18 protein-coding genes and 1 tRNA gene are annotated in these 17,544 nt (G+C 63.8%); 12 read left to right on the top strand and 7 right to left on the bottom strand.

From position 1 onward, the window contains the following. The first annotated feature begins 198 nt into the window (after positions 1-198). From ccmA to Q8Q83_RS03595, 10 genes are all read left to right on the top strand, one after another. Positions 199-879, top strand: coding sequence for a cytochrome c biogenesis heme-transporting ATPase CcmA (ccmA, locus tag Q8Q83_RS03640; protein ID WP_371132358.1), 681 nt, complete (start codon positions 199-201; stop codon positions 877-879). 217 nt (positions 880-1,096) lie between these two features. Next, positions 1,097-1,768, top strand: coding sequence for a heme exporter protein CcmB (ccmB, locus tag Q8Q83_RS03635; protein ID WP_305621201.1), 672 nt, complete (start codon positions 1,097-1,099; stop codon positions 1,766-1,768). A 74-nt stretch (positions 1,769-1,842) separates the two neighbouring features. Then, complete coding sequence (locus Q8Q83_RS03630; RefSeq protein ID WP_305621204.1) at positions 1,843-2,601, top strand: heme ABC transporter permease; 759 nt, start codon at positions 1,843-1,845, stop codon at positions 2,599-2,601. Next, complete coding sequence (gene ccmD / locus Q8Q83_RS03625; protein ID WP_305621199.1) at positions 2,598-2,774, top strand: heme exporter protein CcmD; 177 nt, start codon at positions 2,598-2,600, stop codon at positions 2,772-2,774. Before Q8Q83_RS03630 ends, ccmD begins: the two co-directional genes overlap by 4 nt. Continuing rightward, positions 2,771-3,250, top strand: coding sequence for a cytochrome c maturation protein CcmE (ccmE, locus tag Q8Q83_RS03620; protein WP_305621197.1), 480 nt, complete (start codon positions 2,771-2,773; stop codon positions 3,248-3,250). The genes ccmD and ccmE overlap by 4 nt, the downstream gene beginning before the upstream one ends. Continuing rightward, a complete protein-coding gene (locus Q8Q83_RS03615) occupies positions 3,247-5,220 on the top strand; it encodes a heme lyase CcmF/NrfE family subunit (protein WP_305621195.1) in 1,974 nt (657 codons plus the stop codon). The genes ccmE and Q8Q83_RS03615 overlap by 4 nt, the downstream gene beginning before the upstream one ends. Then, the gene (locus tag Q8Q83_RS03610; protein WP_305621193.1) at positions 5,217-5,753 is read left to right on the top strand and encodes a DsbE family thiol:disulfide interchange protein; all 537 of its coding nucleotides are present in this window, start codon (positions 5,217-5,219) and stop codon (positions 5,751-5,753) included. The genes Q8Q83_RS03615 and Q8Q83_RS03610 overlap by 4 nt, the downstream gene beginning before the upstream one ends. Next, positions 5,750-6,262, top strand: a complete 513-nt coding sequence (locus Q8Q83_RS03605) for a cytochrome c-type biogenesis protein (RefSeq protein ID WP_305621191.1) — start codon at positions 5,750-5,752, stop codon at positions 6,260-6,262. The genes Q8Q83_RS03610 and Q8Q83_RS03605 overlap by 4 nt, the downstream gene beginning before the upstream one ends. After that, the gene (gene ccmI / locus Q8Q83_RS03600; protein WP_305621189.1) at positions 6,262-7,467 is read left to right on the top strand and encodes a c-type cytochrome biogenesis protein CcmI; all 1,206 of its coding nucleotides are present in this window, start codon (positions 6,262-6,264) and stop codon (positions 7,465-7,467) included. Before Q8Q83_RS03605 ends, ccmI begins: the two co-directional genes overlap by 1 nt. Next, positions 7,464-7,787: a hypothetical protein gene (locus tag Q8Q83_RS03595; RefSeq protein WP_305621187.1), complete on the top strand. Its 324-nt coding sequence runs from the start codon at positions 7,464-7,466 to the stop codon at positions 7,785-7,787. The genes ccmI and Q8Q83_RS03595 overlap by 4 nt, the downstream gene beginning before the upstream one ends. 3 nt (positions 7,788-7,790) lie before the next feature. Here the strand turns inward: Q8Q83_RS03595 and Q8Q83_RS03590 are convergent, their stop codons facing one another. From Q8Q83_RS03590 to Q8Q83_RS03575, 4 genes are all read right to left on the bottom strand, one after another. Further along, positions 7,791-8,234: a MerR family transcriptional regulator gene (locus tag Q8Q83_RS03590; RefSeq protein WP_305621185.1), complete on the bottom strand. Its 444-nt coding sequence runs from the start codon at positions 8,232-8,234 to the stop codon at positions 7,791-7,793. 335 nt (positions 8,235-8,569) lie between these two features. Continuing rightward, on the bottom strand, positions 8,570-9,346 hold the full coding sequence (locus tag Q8Q83_RS03585) for a VacJ family lipoprotein (protein ID WP_371132357.1): 777 nt from the start codon (positions 9,344-9,346) through the stop codon (positions 8,570-8,572). Then, positions 9,339-10,637 (bottom strand): serine/threonine protein kinase, encoded by a 1,299-nt coding sequence (locus Q8Q83_RS03580; RefSeq protein ID WP_305621183.1) that lies wholly within the window; start codon positions 10,635-10,637, stop codon positions 9,339-9,341. The genes Q8Q83_RS03585 and Q8Q83_RS03580 overlap by 8 nt, the downstream gene beginning before the upstream one ends. Positions 10,638-10,776: 139 nt before the next feature. Next, positions 10,777-11,349, bottom strand: coding sequence for a hypothetical protein (locus Q8Q83_RS03575; protein ID WP_305621181.1), 573 nt, complete (start codon positions 11,347-11,349; stop codon positions 10,777-10,779). Between the two features lie 149 nt (positions 11,350-11,498). Between Q8Q83_RS03575 and Q8Q83_RS03570 the strand changes: the two genes are divergently transcribed. After that, positions 11,499-11,921 (top strand): hypothetical protein, encoded by a 423-nt coding sequence (locus Q8Q83_RS03570; RefSeq protein WP_305621180.1) that lies wholly within the window; start codon positions 11,499-11,501, stop codon positions 11,919-11,921. Here Q8Q83_RS03570 and Q8Q83_RS03565 read toward each other — a convergent pair. The 3 genes from Q8Q83_RS03565 to Q8Q83_RS03555 all read right to left on the bottom strand — a co-directional run bounded on the left by Q8Q83_RS03565 (position 11,883) and on the right by Q8Q83_RS03555 (position 14,996). After that, complete coding sequence (locus tag Q8Q83_RS03565; protein WP_305621178.1) at positions 11,883-13,442, bottom strand: beta (1-6) glucans synthase; 1,560 nt, start codon at positions 13,440-13,442, stop codon at positions 11,883-11,885. The two genes, Q8Q83_RS03570 and Q8Q83_RS03565, sit on opposite strands and share 39 nt — an antisense overlap. A 213-nt stretch (positions 13,443-13,655) precedes the next feature. Then, positions 13,656-13,731: transfer RNA gene (locus Q8Q83_RS03560), tRNA-Asn, on the bottom strand. Positions 13,732-13,799: 68 nt separating this feature from the next. After that, positions 13,800-14,996, bottom strand: coding sequence for an amino acid aminotransferase (locus tag Q8Q83_RS03555; protein WP_305621176.1), 1,197 nt, complete (start codon positions 14,994-14,996; stop codon positions 13,800-13,802). A gap of 230 nt (positions 14,997-15,226) precedes the next feature. Here Q8Q83_RS03555 and uvrB point away from each other — a divergent pair, with 230 nt between their 5' ends. Beyond that, entirely contained in the window at positions 15,227-17,242 is a 2,016-nt protein-coding gene (uvrB, locus tag Q8Q83_RS03550) for an excinuclease ABC subunit UvrB (RefSeq protein ID WP_305621174.1), read from the top strand. Positions 17,243-17,544: the final 302 nt, after the last annotated feature.

Below are 17,544 nucleotides of genomic sequence, written 5' to 3'. Positions count from 1 at the left end.
GCGTTGAAATCAGCCTCAAAATGCTCATGTACTACTCGTACACTCCGCTTTTTCGGCTGATTTCGCCTTGCCTGGCCATCGCTCGCTACTTTTGTAAGCACCCTCTGTGCTCGGCTGCGCATTCCACTTGCGTCAGTATAGCGGCCAAGACTCTGCCGACTTGAACAGCTTTTGCCATCCATCTTAGGTGCCGATGTCTTGACCAGCCCTCTTCTCGAAGCCGTGGCGCTCGCCTGTGAGCGGGACTGGCGCATGCTGTTCGAGCGCCTCGAGCTGCGTTTGGCCGGCGGCGAGATGTTGCAGGTGTCCGGTCCCAACGGCAGCGGCAAGACCAGCCTGTTGCGTCTGCTCGCCGGGCTGATGCAGCCGACGGCCGGCGAGATTCGTCTGAACGGCCTGCCCCTGAGCGCGCAGCGCGCCGAGCTGGCGCGCAACCTGTTATGGATTGGCCACGCGGCCGGGATCAAGGGGCTGCTTACCGCCGAGGAGAATCTGACCTGGCTGTGCGCCTTGCACCATCCGGCCGAGCGCGCGGCCATCTGGCAGGCGCTGGAGGCGGTGGGGCTGCGCGGTTTCGAAGATGTCCCCTGTCATACCCTGTCGGCCGGCCAACAGCGCCGCGTCGCCTTGGCGCGTCTGTACCTGCAGGGGCCGCCGCTGTGGGTGCTGGATGAGCCTTTTACCGCCCTCGACAAGGCCGCCGTGGCCCAGTTGGAAAACCATCTGGCCCAGCATTGCCAGCAGGGCGGCCTGGTGGTGCTCACCACGCACCACACGCTGGCGGTCAAACCGGCCGGTTATCGCGAGCTGGATTTAGGGTCTGTTGACGTTTCGTTCGCGGCCGCGCCGGAGCCTGTTTTAGCGCGAGGCAAGGCATGATACACGAAGTTTGGTTGTTCCAAATGAGTGTCGAGAAACGCAGCATCGCGCTAAAACAGGCCCGGCCCTGCGGGTTGTGCGTAAAATCTCGCCATGCGGTGTTGGAGGACTTGGCAAGGGACAACCATTACCTGCGTCCTCCGCCTAGCCTGGCGAGATTTTACGCGGCAACGCGGTTCGCGACGAAACGTCAACAGACCCTAGGGCAGCGCACGCCATGAGCAATGTCTTTACCCTGCTGCTGGCTCGGGAAGCGCGGTTGTTGTTCCGCCGCCCGGCCGAACTGGCCAACCCGCTGGTATTCTTCGCCATAGTGATAGCGTTTTTTCCGCTGGCCGTGGGGCCGCAGACGCAGTTGCTGCAAAGCCTGTCGCCGGGCCTGGTCTGGGTGGCGGCGCTGTTGGCCGTGCTGCTCTCGCTGGATGGGCTGTTTCGCAGTGACTTCGAGGACGGCTCGCTGGAGCAGTGGGTCCTTTCGCCGCACCCCCTGGCTCTTCTGGTGTTGGCCAAGGTGCTGGCACACTGGCTGTTTTCTGGCCTGGCGTTGGTGCTGCTGGCGCCTTTGCTGGCGCTGATGCTGGGTTTGCCGGGGCGCTGCCTGCCGGTGCTGCTGATTTCCCTGCTGCTCGGCACCCCGGTGCTGAGCCTGCTCGGCGCGGTCGGCGCGGCCCTGACCGTGGGCCTCAAGCGCGGCGGCTTGCTGCTGGCGCTGCTGATATTACCGCTGTATATCCCGGTGCTGATTCTCGGCAGCGGCGCGTTACAAGCCAGCCTGCAAGGACTGCCGGCGGTCGGTCACCTGTTGTGGCTGGCCAGCCTCACCGCACTGGCGGTGACCTTGACACCTTTTGCCATCGCCGCCGGTCTGAAGATCAGCGTCGCTGAGTAGACAATAAGCCTGAAAGGCCAGCCGATCCCGAGCGTCTGAGTGCGCCGCGGTCAGCCCTAGCATTGATGAGTAAGCTGATGAACTGGATGTGGTTTCACAAACTGGGCTCGCCCAAGTGGTTTTACGAGATCAGCGCGCGCTGGCTGCCCTGGCTGGTGATCGCCGCCGCGCTGTTGCTCGGCGTCGGCCTGGTCTGGGGCCTGGCCTTCGCACCGCCGGATTACCAGCAGGGCAACAGTTTCCGCATCATCTATATCCATGTGCCGGCGGCCTTTCTGGCGCAATCTGTGTATGTGATGCTGGCCGTGGCCGGCACAGTCGGCCTGGTGTGGAAGATGAAACTCGCCGATATCGCCCTGCAGCAGGCCGCACCCATCGGCGCCTGGATGACGGTGATCGCCCTGGTGACCGGCGCGGTCTGGGGCAAGCCGACCTGGGGCGCCTATTGGGTCTGGGACGCGCGCCTGACCTCGATGCTGATTCTGCTGTTCCTCTACTTCGGGGTGATAGCCCTGGGCCAGGCCATCAGCAACCGCGACAGCGCGGCCAAGGCCTGCGCGGTGCTGGCCATAGTCGGGGTGATCAATATCCCGATCATCAAATACTCGGTGGAGTGGTGGAACACCCTGCACCAGCCGGCCAGCTTCAGCGTGGTGGAAAAACCGGCCATGCCGTTCAGCATGTGGATGCCGCTGCTGATCATGGTGCTGGGCTTCTACTGCTTCTTCGGCGCGGTCTTGCTCCTGCGCATGCGTCTGGAAGTGCTCAAGCGCGAGGCGCGTAGCAGTTGGGCCAAGGCCGAGATCATGGCCCTGGTGGAGGACTCCCTATGAGTTTCGCCTCGTTCGGCGAGTTTCTCGCCATGGGCAGCCACGGCCCCTATGTCTGGTCCTGTTATGCCATCGGCCTGGCGGTACTGGGGCTGAATGTGGCGCTGCCAATCCTGGCGCGCCGCCGTTACCTGCAAGACGAGGCGCGCCGTATGCGCCGGGAGGAGTCGAAGTGAACCCCGTGCGTAAAAAGCGCCTGTATATAGTCCTGGCCATTCTCGCCGGCGTCGGCATTGCCGTGACCCTGGCCCTGAGCGCGTTGCAGCAGAACATCAACCTGTTCTACACCCCCACTCAGATCGCCAACGGCGAGGCGCCGCAAAACACCCGCATCCGTGCCGGCGGCCTGGTCGAGAACGGCTCGGTGAAGCGTTCCAGCGACTCCCTGGAAACCGATTTCGTGGTCACCGACGGCGCCAAGAGCGTGACCATCCGCTACAGCGGCATACTTCCCGACCTGTTCCGCGAAGGCCAGGGCATAGTCGCCATGGGCAAGCTCGATGGCAGTGGTGTGCTGATCGCCGATGAGGTGCTGGCCAAGCACGACGAAAACTATATGCCGCCGGAAGTCATGCAGGCCCTGGAAAAGAGCGGCATGCAGCAGAAGCATGACGCGGCCACCCGCACCATTACCTCGGGGGGCGCGCAATGATTCCCGAACTCGGCCATCTGGCCATGATTCTGGCCCTGTGCATGGCCCTGGTGCAGGCGACCCTGCCGTTGATCGGCGCCTGGCGCGGCGATCGGCAGTGGATGAGCCTGGCTGTGCCTGCCGCCTGGGGGCAGTTCAGCTTTATGCTGTTCGCCTTTATCTGCCTGACCTACGCCTTTATGGTCGACGACTTCACCGTCGCCTACGTGGCCAGCAACTCCAACAGCGCGCTGCCCTGGTATTACAAGTTCAGCGCCGTATGGGGCGCCCACGAAGGTTCGTTGCTGCTCTGGGGTCTGATCCTGGCCGGCTGGACCTTTGCCGTGTCGATCTTCTCGCGCCAGCTGCCGGAAGAAATGCTCGCCCGGGTGCTGGGGGTGATGGGCATCATCAGCATCGGCTTTCTGCTGTTCCTGATCGTCACCTCCAACCCCTTCGCCCGTTTGCTGCTCGATACCCCAGGCGATGGCCGTGACCTCAATCCGCTGTTGCAGGACTTCGGCCTGATCATCCACCCGCCGATGCTCTATATGGGCTATGTCGGCTTCTCCGTGGCCTTCTCCTTCGCCATTGCCGCGCTGCTCGGCGGCAAGCTGGATGCGGCCTGGGCGCGCTGGTCGCGGCCCTGGACCCTAGTCGCCTGGGCCTTTCTCGGCATCGGCATCGCCCTGGGCTCCTGGTGGGCCTATTACGAACTGGGCTGGGGCGGCTGGTGGTTCTGGGACCCGGTGGAAAACGCCTCCTTTATGCCCTGGCTGGTCGGCACCGCGCTGATCCATTCCCTGGCGGTGACCGAGAAACGCGGCGTATTCAAGAGCTGGACAGTGCTGCTGGCCATCGCCGCCTTCTCCCTGAGCCTGCTGGGGACCTTCCTGGTGCGTTCCGGGGTGCTCACCTCGGTGCACGCCTTCGCCAGCGACCCGGCGCGCGGCGTATTCGTCTTGGCCTTCCTGCTGATAGTGGTGGGCGGCTCGCTGACTCTGTTCGCCATCCGCGCCCCGGTGGTCAAGAGCCAGGTCGGTTTCGCCCTGTGGTCGCGGGAAACCCTGCTGCTGGCGAACAACCTGATTCTGGTGGTGGCGGCCTCGATGATCCTGCTCGGCACCCTCTATCCCCTGGTGCTGGACGCCATGACCGGGGCCAAGCTGTCGGTCGGTCCACCCTATTTCAACGCGCTGTTCGTGCCGCTGATGGGCTTGCTGATGAGCATGATCGCGCTGGGCGTGCTGGTGCGCTGGAAGGACACCCCGCTGCAGTGGCTGTTGGGCATGCTCACCCCGGTGCTGATCGGCAGCGTGGTTGTGGCGCTGCTGGCGACTTTCCTGGTCGGCGACTTCAACTGGGCGGTGCTCGGCGTCTGCCTGCTGGCCGCCTGGGTGGTGCTGGCCGGTGTGCGCGATATAGTCGAGAAGACCCGGCATAAGGGCCTGCTCGCTGGCCTGGCGAGCCTGACCCGCAGTTACTGGGGCATGCAGACCGCGCACCTGGGCATGGCCGTGTGCGCCCTGGGGGTGATACTCACCAGCATGGGCAGCTTCGAACGCGATATGCGCATGGCGCCCGGCGATTCGGTGGAGATGGGCGGCTATCGCTTCGTGTTCGAGGGCGCCGTGCACTTCGAAGGGCCGAATTTCAGCTCGGACAAAGGCACGGTGCGCATCCTCGAAGACGGTCAGCAGATTGCGCTGCTGCACCCGGAAAAACGCCTGTATACGGTGCAGAAGTCGGTGATGACCGAGGCGGGCATAGACGCCGGCATCACCCGCGACCTGTTCGTGGCCCTGGGTGAGCCGTTGGAAAACGGCGCCTGGGCGGTGCGCGTGCATATCAAACCCTTCGTGCGCTGGATCTGGTTCGGCGCGATTCTGATGGGCCTGGGCGGCTTCCTCGCCGCCAGTGATAAGCGCTACCGGGTGAAGGTCAGAACCCGAGTACGGGAAGCCCTGGGCATGGCGGGAGCGCAAGCATGAAACGACTGATTCTGTTGTTGCCCTTGGTGATCTTCCTCGGTGTTGCGCTGTTTCTCTACCGCGGGCTGTTTCTCGATCCCGCCGAGCTGCCCTCGGCCCTGATCGGCAAGCCCTTTCCGCAGTTTTCCCTGCCGGCGGTGCAGGGTGGCCAGACCATCACCGCGGCCGATCTGCAGGGCAAGCCGGCGCTGGTCAATGTCTGGGCGACCTGGTGCGTGGCCTGCCGGGTCGAGCATCCGGCGCTGAACCAGCTGGCCAAGCTGGGCGTGACCATCCACGGGGTCAACTACAAGGACGACAACGCCGCCGCGCAGAAGTGGCTGGCGGAGTTCCACAACCCTTACCGGCTGAATATCAACGACGCCAGCGGCAGCCTGGGCCTGGACCTGGGCGTGTATGGCGCGCCTGAGACCTTCCTGATCGATGCCCAGGGCATCATCCGCCACAAGTATGTGGGGGTGATCGATGAGCAAGTCTGGCGCGAAAAACTGGCGCCGTTGTACCAAGAACTGGTCAATGAGGCTCAACCATGAGGCGTCTGCTGACTGCGGTGCTGCTGGGGTTGGCGTTGCTGGGCACGGCCCAGGCCGCCATCGACACCTACGAGTTCGCCAGCGAAGCCGAGCGTGAGCGTTACCGCGACCTGGTCGAGGAGCTGCGCTGCCCCAAGTGTCAGAACCAGAATATCGCCGACTCCAATGCGCCTATCGCCATGGACCTGCGCGCGCAGATCTATCGCATGCTGGAAGAAGGCCAGAGCAACGAGCAGATCATCGAGTTTCTGGTCAGCCGCTATGGCGACTTCGTGCTGTACAAGCCGCCGCTCAGCGCGCGCACCCTGTTGCTCTGGTACGGCCCGGCCGCGTTACTGGTCGGCGGCTTCGTCCTGCTCGGGGTCATAGTGCTGCGCCGTCGTGGCAAGCAGAGCGCCACCTCCAGCGGCCTGTCTGCGGATGAACAGCAGCGTCTGGCTGCTCTGCTCAGCCAACGGCCTGCCAACCAAGGGTCAGCCAATCAATCGCCTGTGGATAAGAAAGACTGATGATCGAATTCTGGTTAAGCGCCGGTCTGCTGTTATTGACCGCCCTGGCGTTTCTGCTGATCCCCGTGCTGCGCGGCCGCAAGGCGCAAGCCGAAGAAGACCGCACCGCCCTCAACGTGACCCTGTACCAGGAGCGCCTGGAGGAACTGCAAGGCCAGCATGATGCCGGCGCGCTGAACGACCAGCAGCTGCAGAATGGCCGCGATGAAGCCGCCCGCGAGCTGCTGGCCGATACCGAAGGCGCGCAGGGCCAGCCCCGGCAGCGGGTGCTGGGCAACAAGATTCCGCTGCTCGCCGCCCTGTTGATGCCGCTGTTGGGTTATGGCCTGTACCAGCATTGGGGCGCTATCGATGAGGTCGAGCGGGCGCAGACCTTCGCCGCGCAGCCGAAATCCATCGAGGAAATGACCGCGCGCCTGGAAGCCGCGGTGCAGAGCAATCCGCAGTCCGCCGAAAGCTGGTACTTCCTCGGTCGTACCTATATGGCTCAGGAGCGCGCGGGCGATGCCGCCGCGGCCTTCGAACGGGCTGTCGGCGTTGCCGGGCGTGAACCGGAGCTGCTGGGGCAATGGGCCCAGGCGCTGTATTTCGCCGGCAACAAGCAATGGAGCGCGCAGGTGCAGGTGCTGACCGACGAGGCGCTGAAAGCCGATCCGGCTGAGGTCACCAGCCTGGGTCTGCTGGGTATCGCCGCCTATGAAGCCGGGCGTTTCCAGCAGGCCATCGAGCATTGGCAGAAGCTGGTGGCGCTGTTGCCGGCGCAAGACCCTTCGCGCCAGGCGATTCAGGGTGGCATCGATCGCGCCCGCGAGCGCCTCGATCCGCAGGCCGCCGACGCCGCGCCAGTTGCTGCGGCACAACAGTTGAGCGTCAAGGTCGAACTGGCCGCCGAATTGAAAGACAAGGTGCAGCCGGGCGATGCGGTATTCGTCTTCGCCCGCGCGGTAGGCGGGCCGCCGATGCCGCTGGCGGTCAAGCGCCTGAGCGTGGCCGACCTGCCTGCCGAGGTCAGCCTGTCCGATAGCGATGCGATGATGCCGCAGCTGAAGATCTCCGGCTTCGCCCAGGTGCAGTTGGTGGCGCGCATCTCCCGCGGCGGCAATGCCACGGCCGGCGAGTGGATTGGCCGCAGCCAGCCGATTGCCAGCAAGACCACCGAGGCGCAGCACCTGCTGATCGACACTGCCGACGGCAAGACGCCATGAGCCGTTGGTTGCAGTTGGCCTTGCTGGCCAGCCTGCTGGGGCTTAGCGCCTGTTCGCTGGCCCCGCTGAACAGCACGCCAGCCAGCACGCCGAGCGGCGCCAACCATCCGCGTTTCGCCCCACCACCCGGGGCGCAAAGCCATTGGGATGCCGGCTTGGGTGTCTATGTGCTGGCTGGCGCGCGCCATCTCTACTACCGCGAGCGCACCTACTACCGCTGGAATGCCGGCTGGAGTTGGGCCAGCAATCCGCAGGGGCCCTGGCAGCCGACCGACAGCAGCGGCGTGCCGCCGGGCTTGCATCGCCGCTACGCGCAGTAGAACTCAGTGGGCGGGGCAGGGGGTGGCCGGGCGGTTTTCCCCGGGCAGTTCGAAGTCCTCGATCAAGCGGCAGATGGCCTGACCATCGGGGGCGCATTCGGGCTTGTCGGCCCAGTCGTTGAGCGCGTCGTGCATCACCAGGGCCAGGCGCTGGCATTCATCGATATGCGCCTGCAAGGCCGCCAGGCGTTCGCGCAACAGGTCGCGCACCTCGCCGCAAGGCGCGGCGCCGCTCTCGGCACGGGCCAGAATCGCCTGCACATCCTTGAGGCTGAAACCCAGACGCCTGGCGCGGGCGATAAAGCGCAGGCGCTGCAGGTCGGCCTGGGCGAATTGCTGGTAACCGTTCTGCGGGTCGCGGCCAGGCTGCAACAAGCCAAGGTCGGTGTAATGGCGCACGGTCTCCGCACTGACGCCGGCGGCTTTGGCCAGTTGGGCTACTCGCATAGACAATCTCCGGGTTAGGGTCTGTTGACGTTTCGCAGCGAGCCGCGTTGCTGCGCCAAATTGCGCCAGGCAAGGCGCAGGACGCCGGCAATGGTCGTTCCCTTGCCAAGTCCTGCAACACCGCCTGGCGCAATTTGCCGCGCAACCCGAAGGGCCGGGCCTGTTTTTGCGCGCTGCTGCGTTTCTCGTCGCTTATTTGGAACAACCAAACCTCGCTCCTCGTGCCTTGCCCCGCGCAAAAACAGGCTCCGGCGCGGCCGCAACGAAACGTCAACAGACCCTATGGCCGCGCCAGGCTAAAACCTGGGGGCGGCCCCAGGGTCAAGCCTGATCCTTTATTCGGCAATCAGCAGTTTGCGCGACTCGTGGTAGAAGAAGCGGATCTTCTCGTACTCGAACGGCGAGTTGAGCTGGCCATAGCGGAAATTCACAGTGGAGCGCTGATCCACCACTTCGAGCAGGCTGATCTCCGGGTGGCTGATGCTGGTTGCGGCGACGTTGAGCAGGTTGATCTGGCTTTTCGCGCTGAAATCCACCACCAGGCCGCCGGTGTCGCGCAGGTTGGAGGGACCGAGCAGCGGCAGCATCAGGTACGGACCGGCTGGGGCGCCATAGAAACCCAGGGTCTGGCCGAAGTCTTCCTTCTGTTTGGGCAGGTTGATGCGCGTGGCCGGGTCCCACAGGCCGGCGACTCCGGCCGTGGTATTGAGCAGCAGGCGCGCGCCGGTCTGCAGCGAACGCTTGGCCTTGAGCTGCAGCAGGCTGTTAAGCAGGTTGGGCACATCGCCCAGGTTGCTGAAAAAGTTGCTCACCCCGCTCTGCACCAGGTTGGGGGTGACGTAGCGGTAGCCGTTGACTATCGGCAGGAATACCCACTGATCGAAGCGGTAGTTGAAGTGATAGACGCGGCGGTTCCACGACTCCAGCGGGTCGTAGACCTGCAGGGCGTCCAGGCTGGAACGCTCGAACTCGCGCTGATTCAGCCCAGGGTTGAAATGCAGATGCTCCAGCGGTTGCTTGAAGCCGTCGTCATCGGCCTGGTGTTGCGCCTGTGCCAGGCCGCTGGTTAGCAGCAGGGCCAGCAGTAATGCGCTGCGAAAAGCCTTAGCCACGGAAGAACTCCAGCATGGCGTCGCTATTGACGCGGTAATTGAGGTTGCCGCAGTGCCCGCCCAGCGGGTAGAGGGTCAGGCGCTCGCCCAGGGTGCGGCGCAGGAAGCCCAGGTCGCCGGGGCCGAGAATCACATCGTCGGCATTGTGCATCACGGCGATCTTGCTGCTGTTTTTCAGGTAGTCGGCCACGGCATACAGGCTGACCTGATCGATCAGCTGGGCCAGGCTGCCGCCGTCGTAGCGCGCCCGCCACATGGGGATCAGCTGCTCGGTCAGGTAGCAGTCGAAGTTGCATTGCAGGGCGCGCTTGAAGAAGGGCGTCAGACTGGTGCCTTCCTCTATGGGGTAGCTGATCGGGGTGATCAGGCCGCGGCGATTGACCAGGTCCGAGGTGAAGGCGATGTCCGAGGAGGAGAAGCGGAACACCGCGCCGATCAGCATGGCCATCTGCTCATCGGACAGCTGCTCGCGGGAGTTCTGGAAGTCGTAGAGCAGGGCGTCGTTGATCTCGACGTAACCCTTGGCCTGGAAGTAACGGGTCAGCTTGTCCAGTACCAGCTGGTAGAAGGTGGTGCCGTTGTCTATGCCCTCGACCTGGGTTTGCACCAGGCGATCGAGATTAGTGATAGAGGTGTAGAGGTTGACCGGCGGGTTGAGCAGTAGCACACGCTTGAAATTAAAGCTGCGCCGGGTTTCGTCCAGTTCACTGACGAAGGCCGCCTGCAAGGCGCCCAGGCTGTAGCCGGTGAGGTGGAATTCGCTGACTTGCAAGCGCGGATGCTGCGCCCTCACGGCCTGCATGGCGCGGTACAGGTCGTCGGCGTCATCGCGGGTAATGCCCGGTGTGGCGAAGCGCGAGGCCGAGGTCATAAAGTCGTAGCTGGTCGGCGAGGACAGTTGCACCACGTGATAGCCCGCGCCGTAGAACAGCTTCTTCAGGTATTCCGGGGTGCTGCTGGCGTAATGCGCGCCGGTGCCGGCGATGATAAAGATCAGCGGTGCCTCGCCGCTTTGTTCGGCCAGGCGGTAGCCCATCTTGGTCACCGGCCAGAAGTTCTCCGACAGCTCGAACTCGCGTTCGGGGCGCAACCTGACCCGATAGTCGCTCTGATTGATTGCGCTATCGGCCGGCAGTTCGGGGCGTAGCTCGGGGGGCGTGGTGACCAGGGTCGCCTCGAACGGATTGATCAAGGGATAGCCATAGCTCGCCACATCTATATCGGCGGCGCTAAGCGATGAGGCTATGCCCAGGCAGCCGAGGAGGGCGAGCAGGCGGGTGAAATACGGCATGGTTAAGTCTCTCAAGAGAGGTGGCGCGACGGGTTTCGACCGCGCAAACCCGGCCGAGTGCCCCGGCTGCGCCGCGGCTTGAACATTGCGGCGTGCTCGACGTGCCTGAGGATGGCCTCCTGCGTAGTCCCTTACAAGCTCAGGGTATAAGGCTCAGCCGCTCGACCCAGATTAGTTCGCAGGCGCCATCGCCGCTGTCTTCGCGGCTGAGCGAGCTGACCCAGCGATAGCCATCGTCACCTTCGACACGCACCAGTAGCCCCGACAGGCTGATCTGCTGGCCGGCTTCGAGTTGCGCCAAGGTGTTGGCGACTTCGGGGGTGGCCGGTATCAGGTGCATATTGGCGCTATGGGTTTCTATCTGCCGGCGTTCGATGGGCAGCTGTTCGGCGTGCCAGAAGTACCAGCGGTTGCGCTGGCTGATGCTGATATGGCGCAGCACCTCGGGGTCGGCCATGGGCCCCCAACCCAGCGCCAGGTCGGTGGGGGATAGCTGGGCGCCGCGGTCGAAACGGTAGTCTTCGCGCGCCAGCACTCGCGCTTGCAGGTGAAACACCTGCAGGGCGGTGATCTGGTGCTCGGTCACGCGCCAACTGCCATTGGCCAGCGGGGTGCTCGGCGGCAGTCGGCTGGGGGCGGGCTGCAGCATGACCCAGAACAGCCACAGGCCGAGCAGACTGGCGGTGATTAAGATGAGTCGGCGTATCAGCATCTGTCGATTCTAGTTGCAGGATTGGGGTTGTAGGTGCCGGCGAGTTCGGTCTTCACAATTGGGTTTGGCCTGCCTTAGGTCGCGCCGGGGGTGTCATCCGTGGCGTTGCGGCTTATCCTACGCAGCCTTTCAATCTGTCAGAGCTTTTTATGTCTCGTTACTTGCCCTGGATCACGCTGATCATTGCCGCTGCAGCCTGTCTGTCGGCCAGCTTTGCCTTGCGCTATCAGTTGATGGAAAGCGATCAGTGGGTTGGCTTGTGCGTCGAGGCGCCAGAGCAGCTGGCCTGCGAGGTGCGCGCGCAGCTGGGCTGGTTGATCCATTTCGGCGTGCTGGCCTGGGGTTCGCTGCTGTCGGCGCTGCTGGCGTTCGCTTTGCCAGGGGCTTGGGGCAGACGCCTGGCGGCGCCGGCGCTATTGCTCGCCTTGCCCGCGCTGGTGTTGTACAGCGCCAGCCTCGGCGTATTTGCCCTGGTGCTGGCGCTGTTGCGCCTGGTGCGCGAGCCGCTGCCGGTGCAGCAAGGCGCCGCCAGCCTAGTTGTCGAGCGCTTTGACCCGCAGACTACGCCATAAGGCAGCCAGCAGCAGGCCGCTGGTGAGGGCCCAGCCCAGGGCTTGCAGGTTGCCCAGGGTTTCCTGATACAGCTGTGGGGCGATGCCGGCACCGATCAGCAGGGCGAGCAGGGCGATCTCCCGGCGATGGCCGCCCACCGGGTGGCACAGGTAAAACAGCGCCGGCAGCAGCAACGCGGCGCTGGGAAAGCTGCGATAGCGCGCGTCCAGCACCAGGGCCAGCATCATCACCGCGCCGGCAAAGCCGCTGAGGGCCAGCCACAGCGCGCCCTGGCCGTGCAGTCGCTGGAACAGGCGGGCACGCCAGCCGTTACGCTGGCTCAGCAGCAGCGCCCCGTGGCTGAGCACCAACAGGTTCAGCACTATCAGCGCCGCCGCCCATAACCATTCGCCGAGAAAACGGCTGGTGACCAGGGTCAATTCGCCGAACAGCGCGATGCAGGCGGAGCCTGTCGCCGCCAGCAGCGGTAAGACCAGGGCCGCGCGCGGGGAGTGCGGGCTACCGGCGAGCAGCAGGGTGGCGGCGAACAGCGCCAGGCTGAGTGCCAACCAGGCGGGCCAGTGCGGCAGATTGGACACAGCCCCGGCCAGAATGGATTTGTCCTGGCGATCGGCGTCGAACAGCCCCCAATACCCCCCGACCGCGCCTTCGCTGATGCGTTTCCAGGGTTGGTCGAAGGCTTCGATCAGGTTGTAGCGCCAGCCGTTCTGCTCGGCCATGGCGACAAAGCCGCGGATAAACTTGGCCTGGTTGACCCGGCTGGGCAGGGCGGTTTCCCGCTGGCGGCCTTCGCTGGGCCAGCCGGTTTCACCGATCAAAATGTCCTTGGGGGCGAAGGCGTTGCCGAAGGTCTGGCGCACCTGGGCCACCTCATGCAAGGCGCTGTCGATACCGGCGGGATTGTCTTCCCAGTAGGGCAGCAGGTGAATGGTGAGGAAATCCACCGCTGGAGCGACTTCCGGGTGCTTGAGCCAGAATTCCCAGACATCGGCATAGGTCACCGGCTGCTCGATCTGCGCCTTGACCTGCTCGATCAATTCCACCAGCTGCTGGGGCGTGACCTCTTTGCGTAGCAGCGCCTCGTTACCCACTATTACCACCTGCACCACATCCGGATGGGCGTTGGCCACCTTGATCAGATTGGCAATCTCTACTGCTGTATCGGCGGGGTTACGGCTGACCCAGGCGCCCACTATCAGCTTCAGGCCATGCTTGCGGGCCATATCCGGCAAGCCTTCCAGGCCGGTCACCGAGTAGGTGCGCAGGCACTGGAAACGCTCGGCCAGCAGGGTTAGGTCGGCCTCCATGCGTTCCGGGCGCAGCTCTATCGGCTGCTCGAAGGGCGATTGGTCCTTGTCGAAGGGGGTGTAGGAGGCGCATTGCAACTTGTGGGTCGGCGTCGCGGCATCGGCCAACTCAACCGGCTGGCCGATGCCATACCAGAGCCCGCATAAAGCCAGCAGGCCGAGCAGGCAGGCGAAGGAATACAGGGCGACGGGAAAGCGGGCGGTAACAGGCATGATCGGGCGCATATGGTGGCTAAGCCGCGCATATTAACGGATTGCCCAGGCCAGCTGCTGGGTGTTTTCACCCGCCCCGGAGGTTCTTTGCCAAGGACGGAAGGCTGCAGCGGGCCAGGCCTGATGATGCAGCCAGACGATGCACTTAATCCGTATGGGTCTGACTTTAACGGAAATAAAAAAGCCCCAGGTTTTCACCTAGGGCTTTGAATTTGGCTCCGCGACCTGGACTCGAACCAGGGACCCAATGATTAACAGTCATTTGCTCTACCGACTGAGCTATCGCGGAATGACGGCGCGTATCCTACTGATTAACAAGGGGAAGTCAAGCACGTGCGGACTTCCCCTTGAGCCGGTTTAGAGCACCTGGGCGATAGCCTGGGTAACGGCCGGCAGGTTGCGCTGGTTTAGCGCGGCGACGCAGATGCGCCCGGTGCTGACGGCGTAGATGGCGAACTCGTTTTTCAGCCGTTCGACCTGTTCGGCGGTCAGGCCGGAGTAGGAGAACATGCCGCGCTGCTGGGCCACGAAGCTGAAATCACGCTTGCAGTTCAAGGCGGCCAGTTGCTCGACCAGGGCCATGCGCATGCCGCGGATGCGTTCGCGCATTTCACCCAGCTCGGCTTCCCACATGGCGCGCAGCTCGGGGCTGTTAAGCACCGAGGCGACAACCGTCGCGCCATGGGTCGGCGGGTTGGAGTAGTTGGTGCGGATCACGCGCTTGGCTTGCGATAGCACGCAGCCGGCCTCTTCTTTGTTGCCGGTGACTATGGACAGGGCGCCGACGCGCTCGCCATACAGCGAGAAGGACTTGGAGAAGGAGCTGGAGACGAAGAACGGCATGCCGGACTCGGCAAACAGGCGCACGGCAAAGGCATCCTGCTCGATACCGGCACCAAAGCCCTGGTAGGCGATGTCGAGGAAGGGTACGTGCTCGCGTTCGCGCAGCACCTCCAGCACGGCTTTCCAGTCGTCCAGCGACAGGTCAACGCCGGTCGGGTTATGGCAGCAGGCGTGCAGCACGACAACCGAGCGGGCTGGCAGGTTCTTCAGGTCTTCCAGCATACCGGCGCGGTTAACGCCATGGCTGGCGGCATCGTAGTAGCGGTAGTTCTGCACCGGGAAACCGGCGGATTCGAACAGTGCGCGGTGGTTTTCCCAGCTCGGGTCGCTGATGGCGACCACGGCACCCGGCAGTAGGCGCTTGAGGAAGTCGGCGCCGGTTTTCAGCGCGCCGGTGCCGCCAATGGCTTGGGTGGTGATCACTCGGCCGGCGGCGATCAGCTCGGAATCGGCCCCCAGCAGCAGCTTCTGCACGGCGCTGTCGTAGGCGGCGATGCCTTCGATCGGCAGGTAGCCGCGCGGTGCGTGGGCTTCGATGCGGGCCTTCTCGGCCTCGGCGACGGCGCGCAACAATGGGATGCGGCCTTCCTCGGTAAAGTAGACGCCAACGCCCAGGTTGACCTTGTTGGTCCGGGTATCGGCGTTGAACGCTTCATTGAGGCCCAGGATGGGATCGCGCGGTGCCATTTCGACGGCAGAGAACAGACTCATGGATGCGGCAGCTCTGAAGAGGAGAGATGAGGGTCAGGCAACGCCTTGCTACGAGGGTAGCCGGCAGATAGTTGAAAAGCTCAGCGGTTTTTCGACGGTCTGCTAGGGGTTGCGTAAGTGGGTCGGTAGTATAACGACCCATAACCTGTGTCGCGACAACGCGCACAGGCATTTCAGCTGTTATGACGCACGCTTTCAGATCGCGTCACAGTCGTTCGTCGAGGTCAGTTATGTCCGAGTTTCAATTGGTCACCCGTTTCCAGCCGGCCGGCGATCAGCCCGAGGCGATTCGGCAGATGGTCGAAGGCCTGGAGGCGGGTCTGTCGCACCAGACCCTGCTCGGTGTGACCGGCTCGGGCAAGACCTTCAGCATCGCCAACGTGATAGCGCAGATCCAGCGCCCGACCCTGGTGCTGGCGCCAAACAAGACCCTGGCCGCGCAGCTGTATGGCGAGTTCAAGAGTTTCTTCCCGAACAACGCGGTGGAGTATTTCGTCTCCTACTACGACTACTACCAGCCGGAAGCCTATGTGCCGTCGTCCGACACCTTTATCGAGAAGGACGCCTCGATCAACGACCATATCGAGCAGATGCGCCTGTCGGCGACCAAGGCCCTGCTGGAACGGCCGGACGCGATCATAGTCACCACGGTGTCGTGCATCTACGGCCTGGGCAGCCCCGAGTCGTACCTGAAGATGGTGTTGCACGTCGACCGCGGCGACAAACTGGACCAGCGCGCGCTGCTGCGCCGTCTGGCCGACCTGCAATACACGCGCAACGACATGGATTTCGCCCGCGCCACCTTCCGCGTGCGTGGCGATGTGATCGACATCTTCCCGGCGGAATCCGAGATGGAGGCCATCCGCATCGAACTGTTCGACGACGAGGTGGAGAGCCTGTCGGCCTTCGATCCGCTGACCGGCGAGGTGATACGCCGGCTGCCGCGTTTCACCTTCTACCCCAAGAGCCACTACGTCACCCCGCGCGAGGTGCTGCTGGAGGCGGTGGAGAAGATCAAGGTCGAGCTGGTCGAGCGCCTGGAGTATCTGCGTAGCAATAACAAGCTGGTGGAAGCCCAGCGTCTGGAGCAGCGCACCCGCTTCGACCTGGAGATGATCCTCGAGCTGGGCTACTGCAACGGCATCGAAAACTACTCGCGCTACCTGTCCGGACGCGGCCCCGGCGAGCCGCCACCGACGCTGTACGACTACCTGCCGGACCAGGCCCTGCTGGTAATCGACGAATCCCACGTGTCGGTGCCGCAGGTCGGCGCCATGTACAAGGGCGACCGTTCGCGCAAGGAAACCCTGGTGGAATACGGTTTCCGTTTGCCCTCGGCGCTGGATAACCGGCCGATGCGTTTTGAGGAATGGGAGGCGGCCAGCCCGCAGACCATCTTCGTTTCCGCCACGCCGGGCAACTATGAAGCCGAGCACGCCGGGCGGGTGATCGAGCAGGTGGTGCGGCCCACCGGCCTGGTCGACCCGCAGATCGAGGTGCGCCCGGCGCTGACCCAGGTCGACGATCTGCTCTCGGAAATCCACAAGCGCGTGGCCATCGAGGAGCGCGTGCTGGTCACCACCCTGACCAAGCGCATGGCCGAGGACTTGACCGACTACCTGGCCGATCACGGGGTCAAGGTGCGCTACCTGCACTCGGACATCGACACGGTGGAGCGGGTGGAGATTATCCGCGACCTGCGCATCGGCGCCTTCGATGTGCTGGTGGGCATCAACCTGCTGCGCGAAGGCCTGGACATGCCGGAGGTGTCCCTGGTGGCGATCCTCGATGCGGACAAGGAGGGCTTCCTGCGCAGCGAGCGCTCGCTGATCCAGACCATCGGCCGCGCCGCGCGCAACCTCAACGGCCGGGCGATTCTGTATGCCGACCGCATGACCGGCTCCATGGAACGCGCCATAGGCGAGACCGAGCGGCGCCGCAACAAGCAGATAGCCTTCAACCTGGCCAATGGTATTACTCCAAAAGGCGTGTTTAAGGACGTGCAGGACATACTCGAAGGCGCCAGCGTGCCGGGTTCGCGCAGCAAGAAGCGCAAGGGCATGGCCAAGGCGGCGGAGGAGAGCGCGCGCTACGAGGCCGAGCTGCGTTCGCCGAGCGAGATCGGCAAACGCATCCGCCAGCTGGAAGAGAAGATGTACCAGCTGGCCCGGGATCTGGAGTTCGAGGCCGCCGCGCAACTGCGTGACGAGATCCACAAGCTGCGCGAGCGTTTATTGCAGGTGTGAACCGGAGTTGTTGGTCGCTGTTGCCCCGCACGGCACGGCCGTAGCCCGGATGCAATCCGGGAGGATCGTGGGTGGAGCCCCCGGATTTTATCCGGGCTAGGCAATCGTTTAGCAGGCTGTTGAAAAATGTAGGCGAGGCAGCCGAGACAAGGCGCTACGTAGTAACAGCCTTCGGCTGGTCAAAACGGCGAGGAAGCGGAGTTTACGAGTTGTAAATGAGCATGACTCGTTTCACTCGCCCTTCGGGTCGCGCTGAAGCGCGTTAGCCGCAAGCGGCTTGCCGAGCCTGTTTTTAACGCCCC

This window comes from Pseudomonas sp., from assembly GCF_030696055.1.
GTDB lineage: Bacteria > Pseudomonadota > Gammaproteobacteria > Pseudomonadales > Pseudomonadaceae > Aquipseudomonas.
This window is presented reverse-complemented; position numbering and strand designations above follow the sequence as displayed.

What these genes read in the sequence shown, in the direction of transcription:
- Q8Q83_RS03605 (WP_305621191.1), top strand. Translation starts at nt 5,750, where the DNA reads ATGAGGCGTCTGCTGACTGCGGTGCTGCTGGGGTTGGCGTTGCTGGGC.
- ccmD (WP_305621199.1), top strand. Translation starts at nt 2,598, where the DNA reads ATGAGTTTCGCCTCGTTCGGCGAGTTTCTCGCCATGGGCAGCCACGGC.
- Q8Q83_RS03555 (WP_305621176.1), bottom strand. Translation starts at nt 14,996, where the DNA reads ATGAGTCTGTTCTCTGCCGTCGAAATGGCACCGCGCGATCCCATCCTG.
- uvrB (WP_305621174.1), top strand. Translation starts at nt 15,227, where the DNA reads ATGTCCGAGTTTCAATTGGTCACCCGTTTCCAGCCGGCCGGCGATCAG.
- Q8Q83_RS03610 (WP_305621193.1), top strand. Translation starts at nt 5,217, where the DNA reads ATGAAACGACTGATTCTGTTGTTGCCCTTGGTGATCTTCCTCGGTGTT.
- ccmI (WP_305621189.1), top strand. Translation starts at nt 6,262, where the DNA reads ATGATCGAATTCTGGTTAAGCGCCGGTCTGCTGTTATTGACCGCCCTG.
- Q8Q83_RS03580 (WP_305621183.1), bottom strand. Translation starts at nt 10,637, where the DNA reads ATGCCGTATTTCACCCGCCTGCTCGCCCTCCTCGGCTGCCTGGGCATA.
- ccmB (WP_305621201.1), top strand. Translation starts at nt 1,097, where the DNA reads ATGAGCAATGTCTTTACCCTGCTGCTGGCTCGGGAAGCGCGGTTGTTG.
- Q8Q83_RS03575 (WP_305621181.1), bottom strand. Translation starts at nt 11,349, where the DNA reads ATGCTGATACGCCGACTCATCTTAATCACCGCCAGTCTGCTCGGCCTG.
- Q8Q83_RS03570 (WP_305621180.1), top strand. Translation starts at nt 11,499, where the DNA reads ATGTCTCGTTACTTGCCCTGGATCACGCTGATCATTGCCGCTGCAGCC.
- Q8Q83_RS03615 (WP_305621195.1), top strand. Translation starts at nt 3,247, where the DNA reads ATGATTCCCGAACTCGGCCATCTGGCCATGATTCTGGCCCTGTGCATG.
- Q8Q83_RS03565 (WP_305621178.1), bottom strand. Translation starts at nt 13,442, where the DNA reads ATGCCTGTTACCGCCCGCTTTCCCGTCGCCCTGTATTCCTTCGCCTGC.
- Q8Q83_RS03590 (WP_305621185.1), bottom strand. Translation starts at nt 8,234, where the DNA reads ATGCGAGTAGCCCAACTGGCCAAAGCCGCCGGCGTCAGTGCGGAGACC.
- Q8Q83_RS03595 (WP_305621187.1), top strand. Translation starts at nt 7,464, where the DNA reads ATGAGCCGTTGGTTGCAGTTGGCCTTGCTGGCCAGCCTGCTGGGGCTT.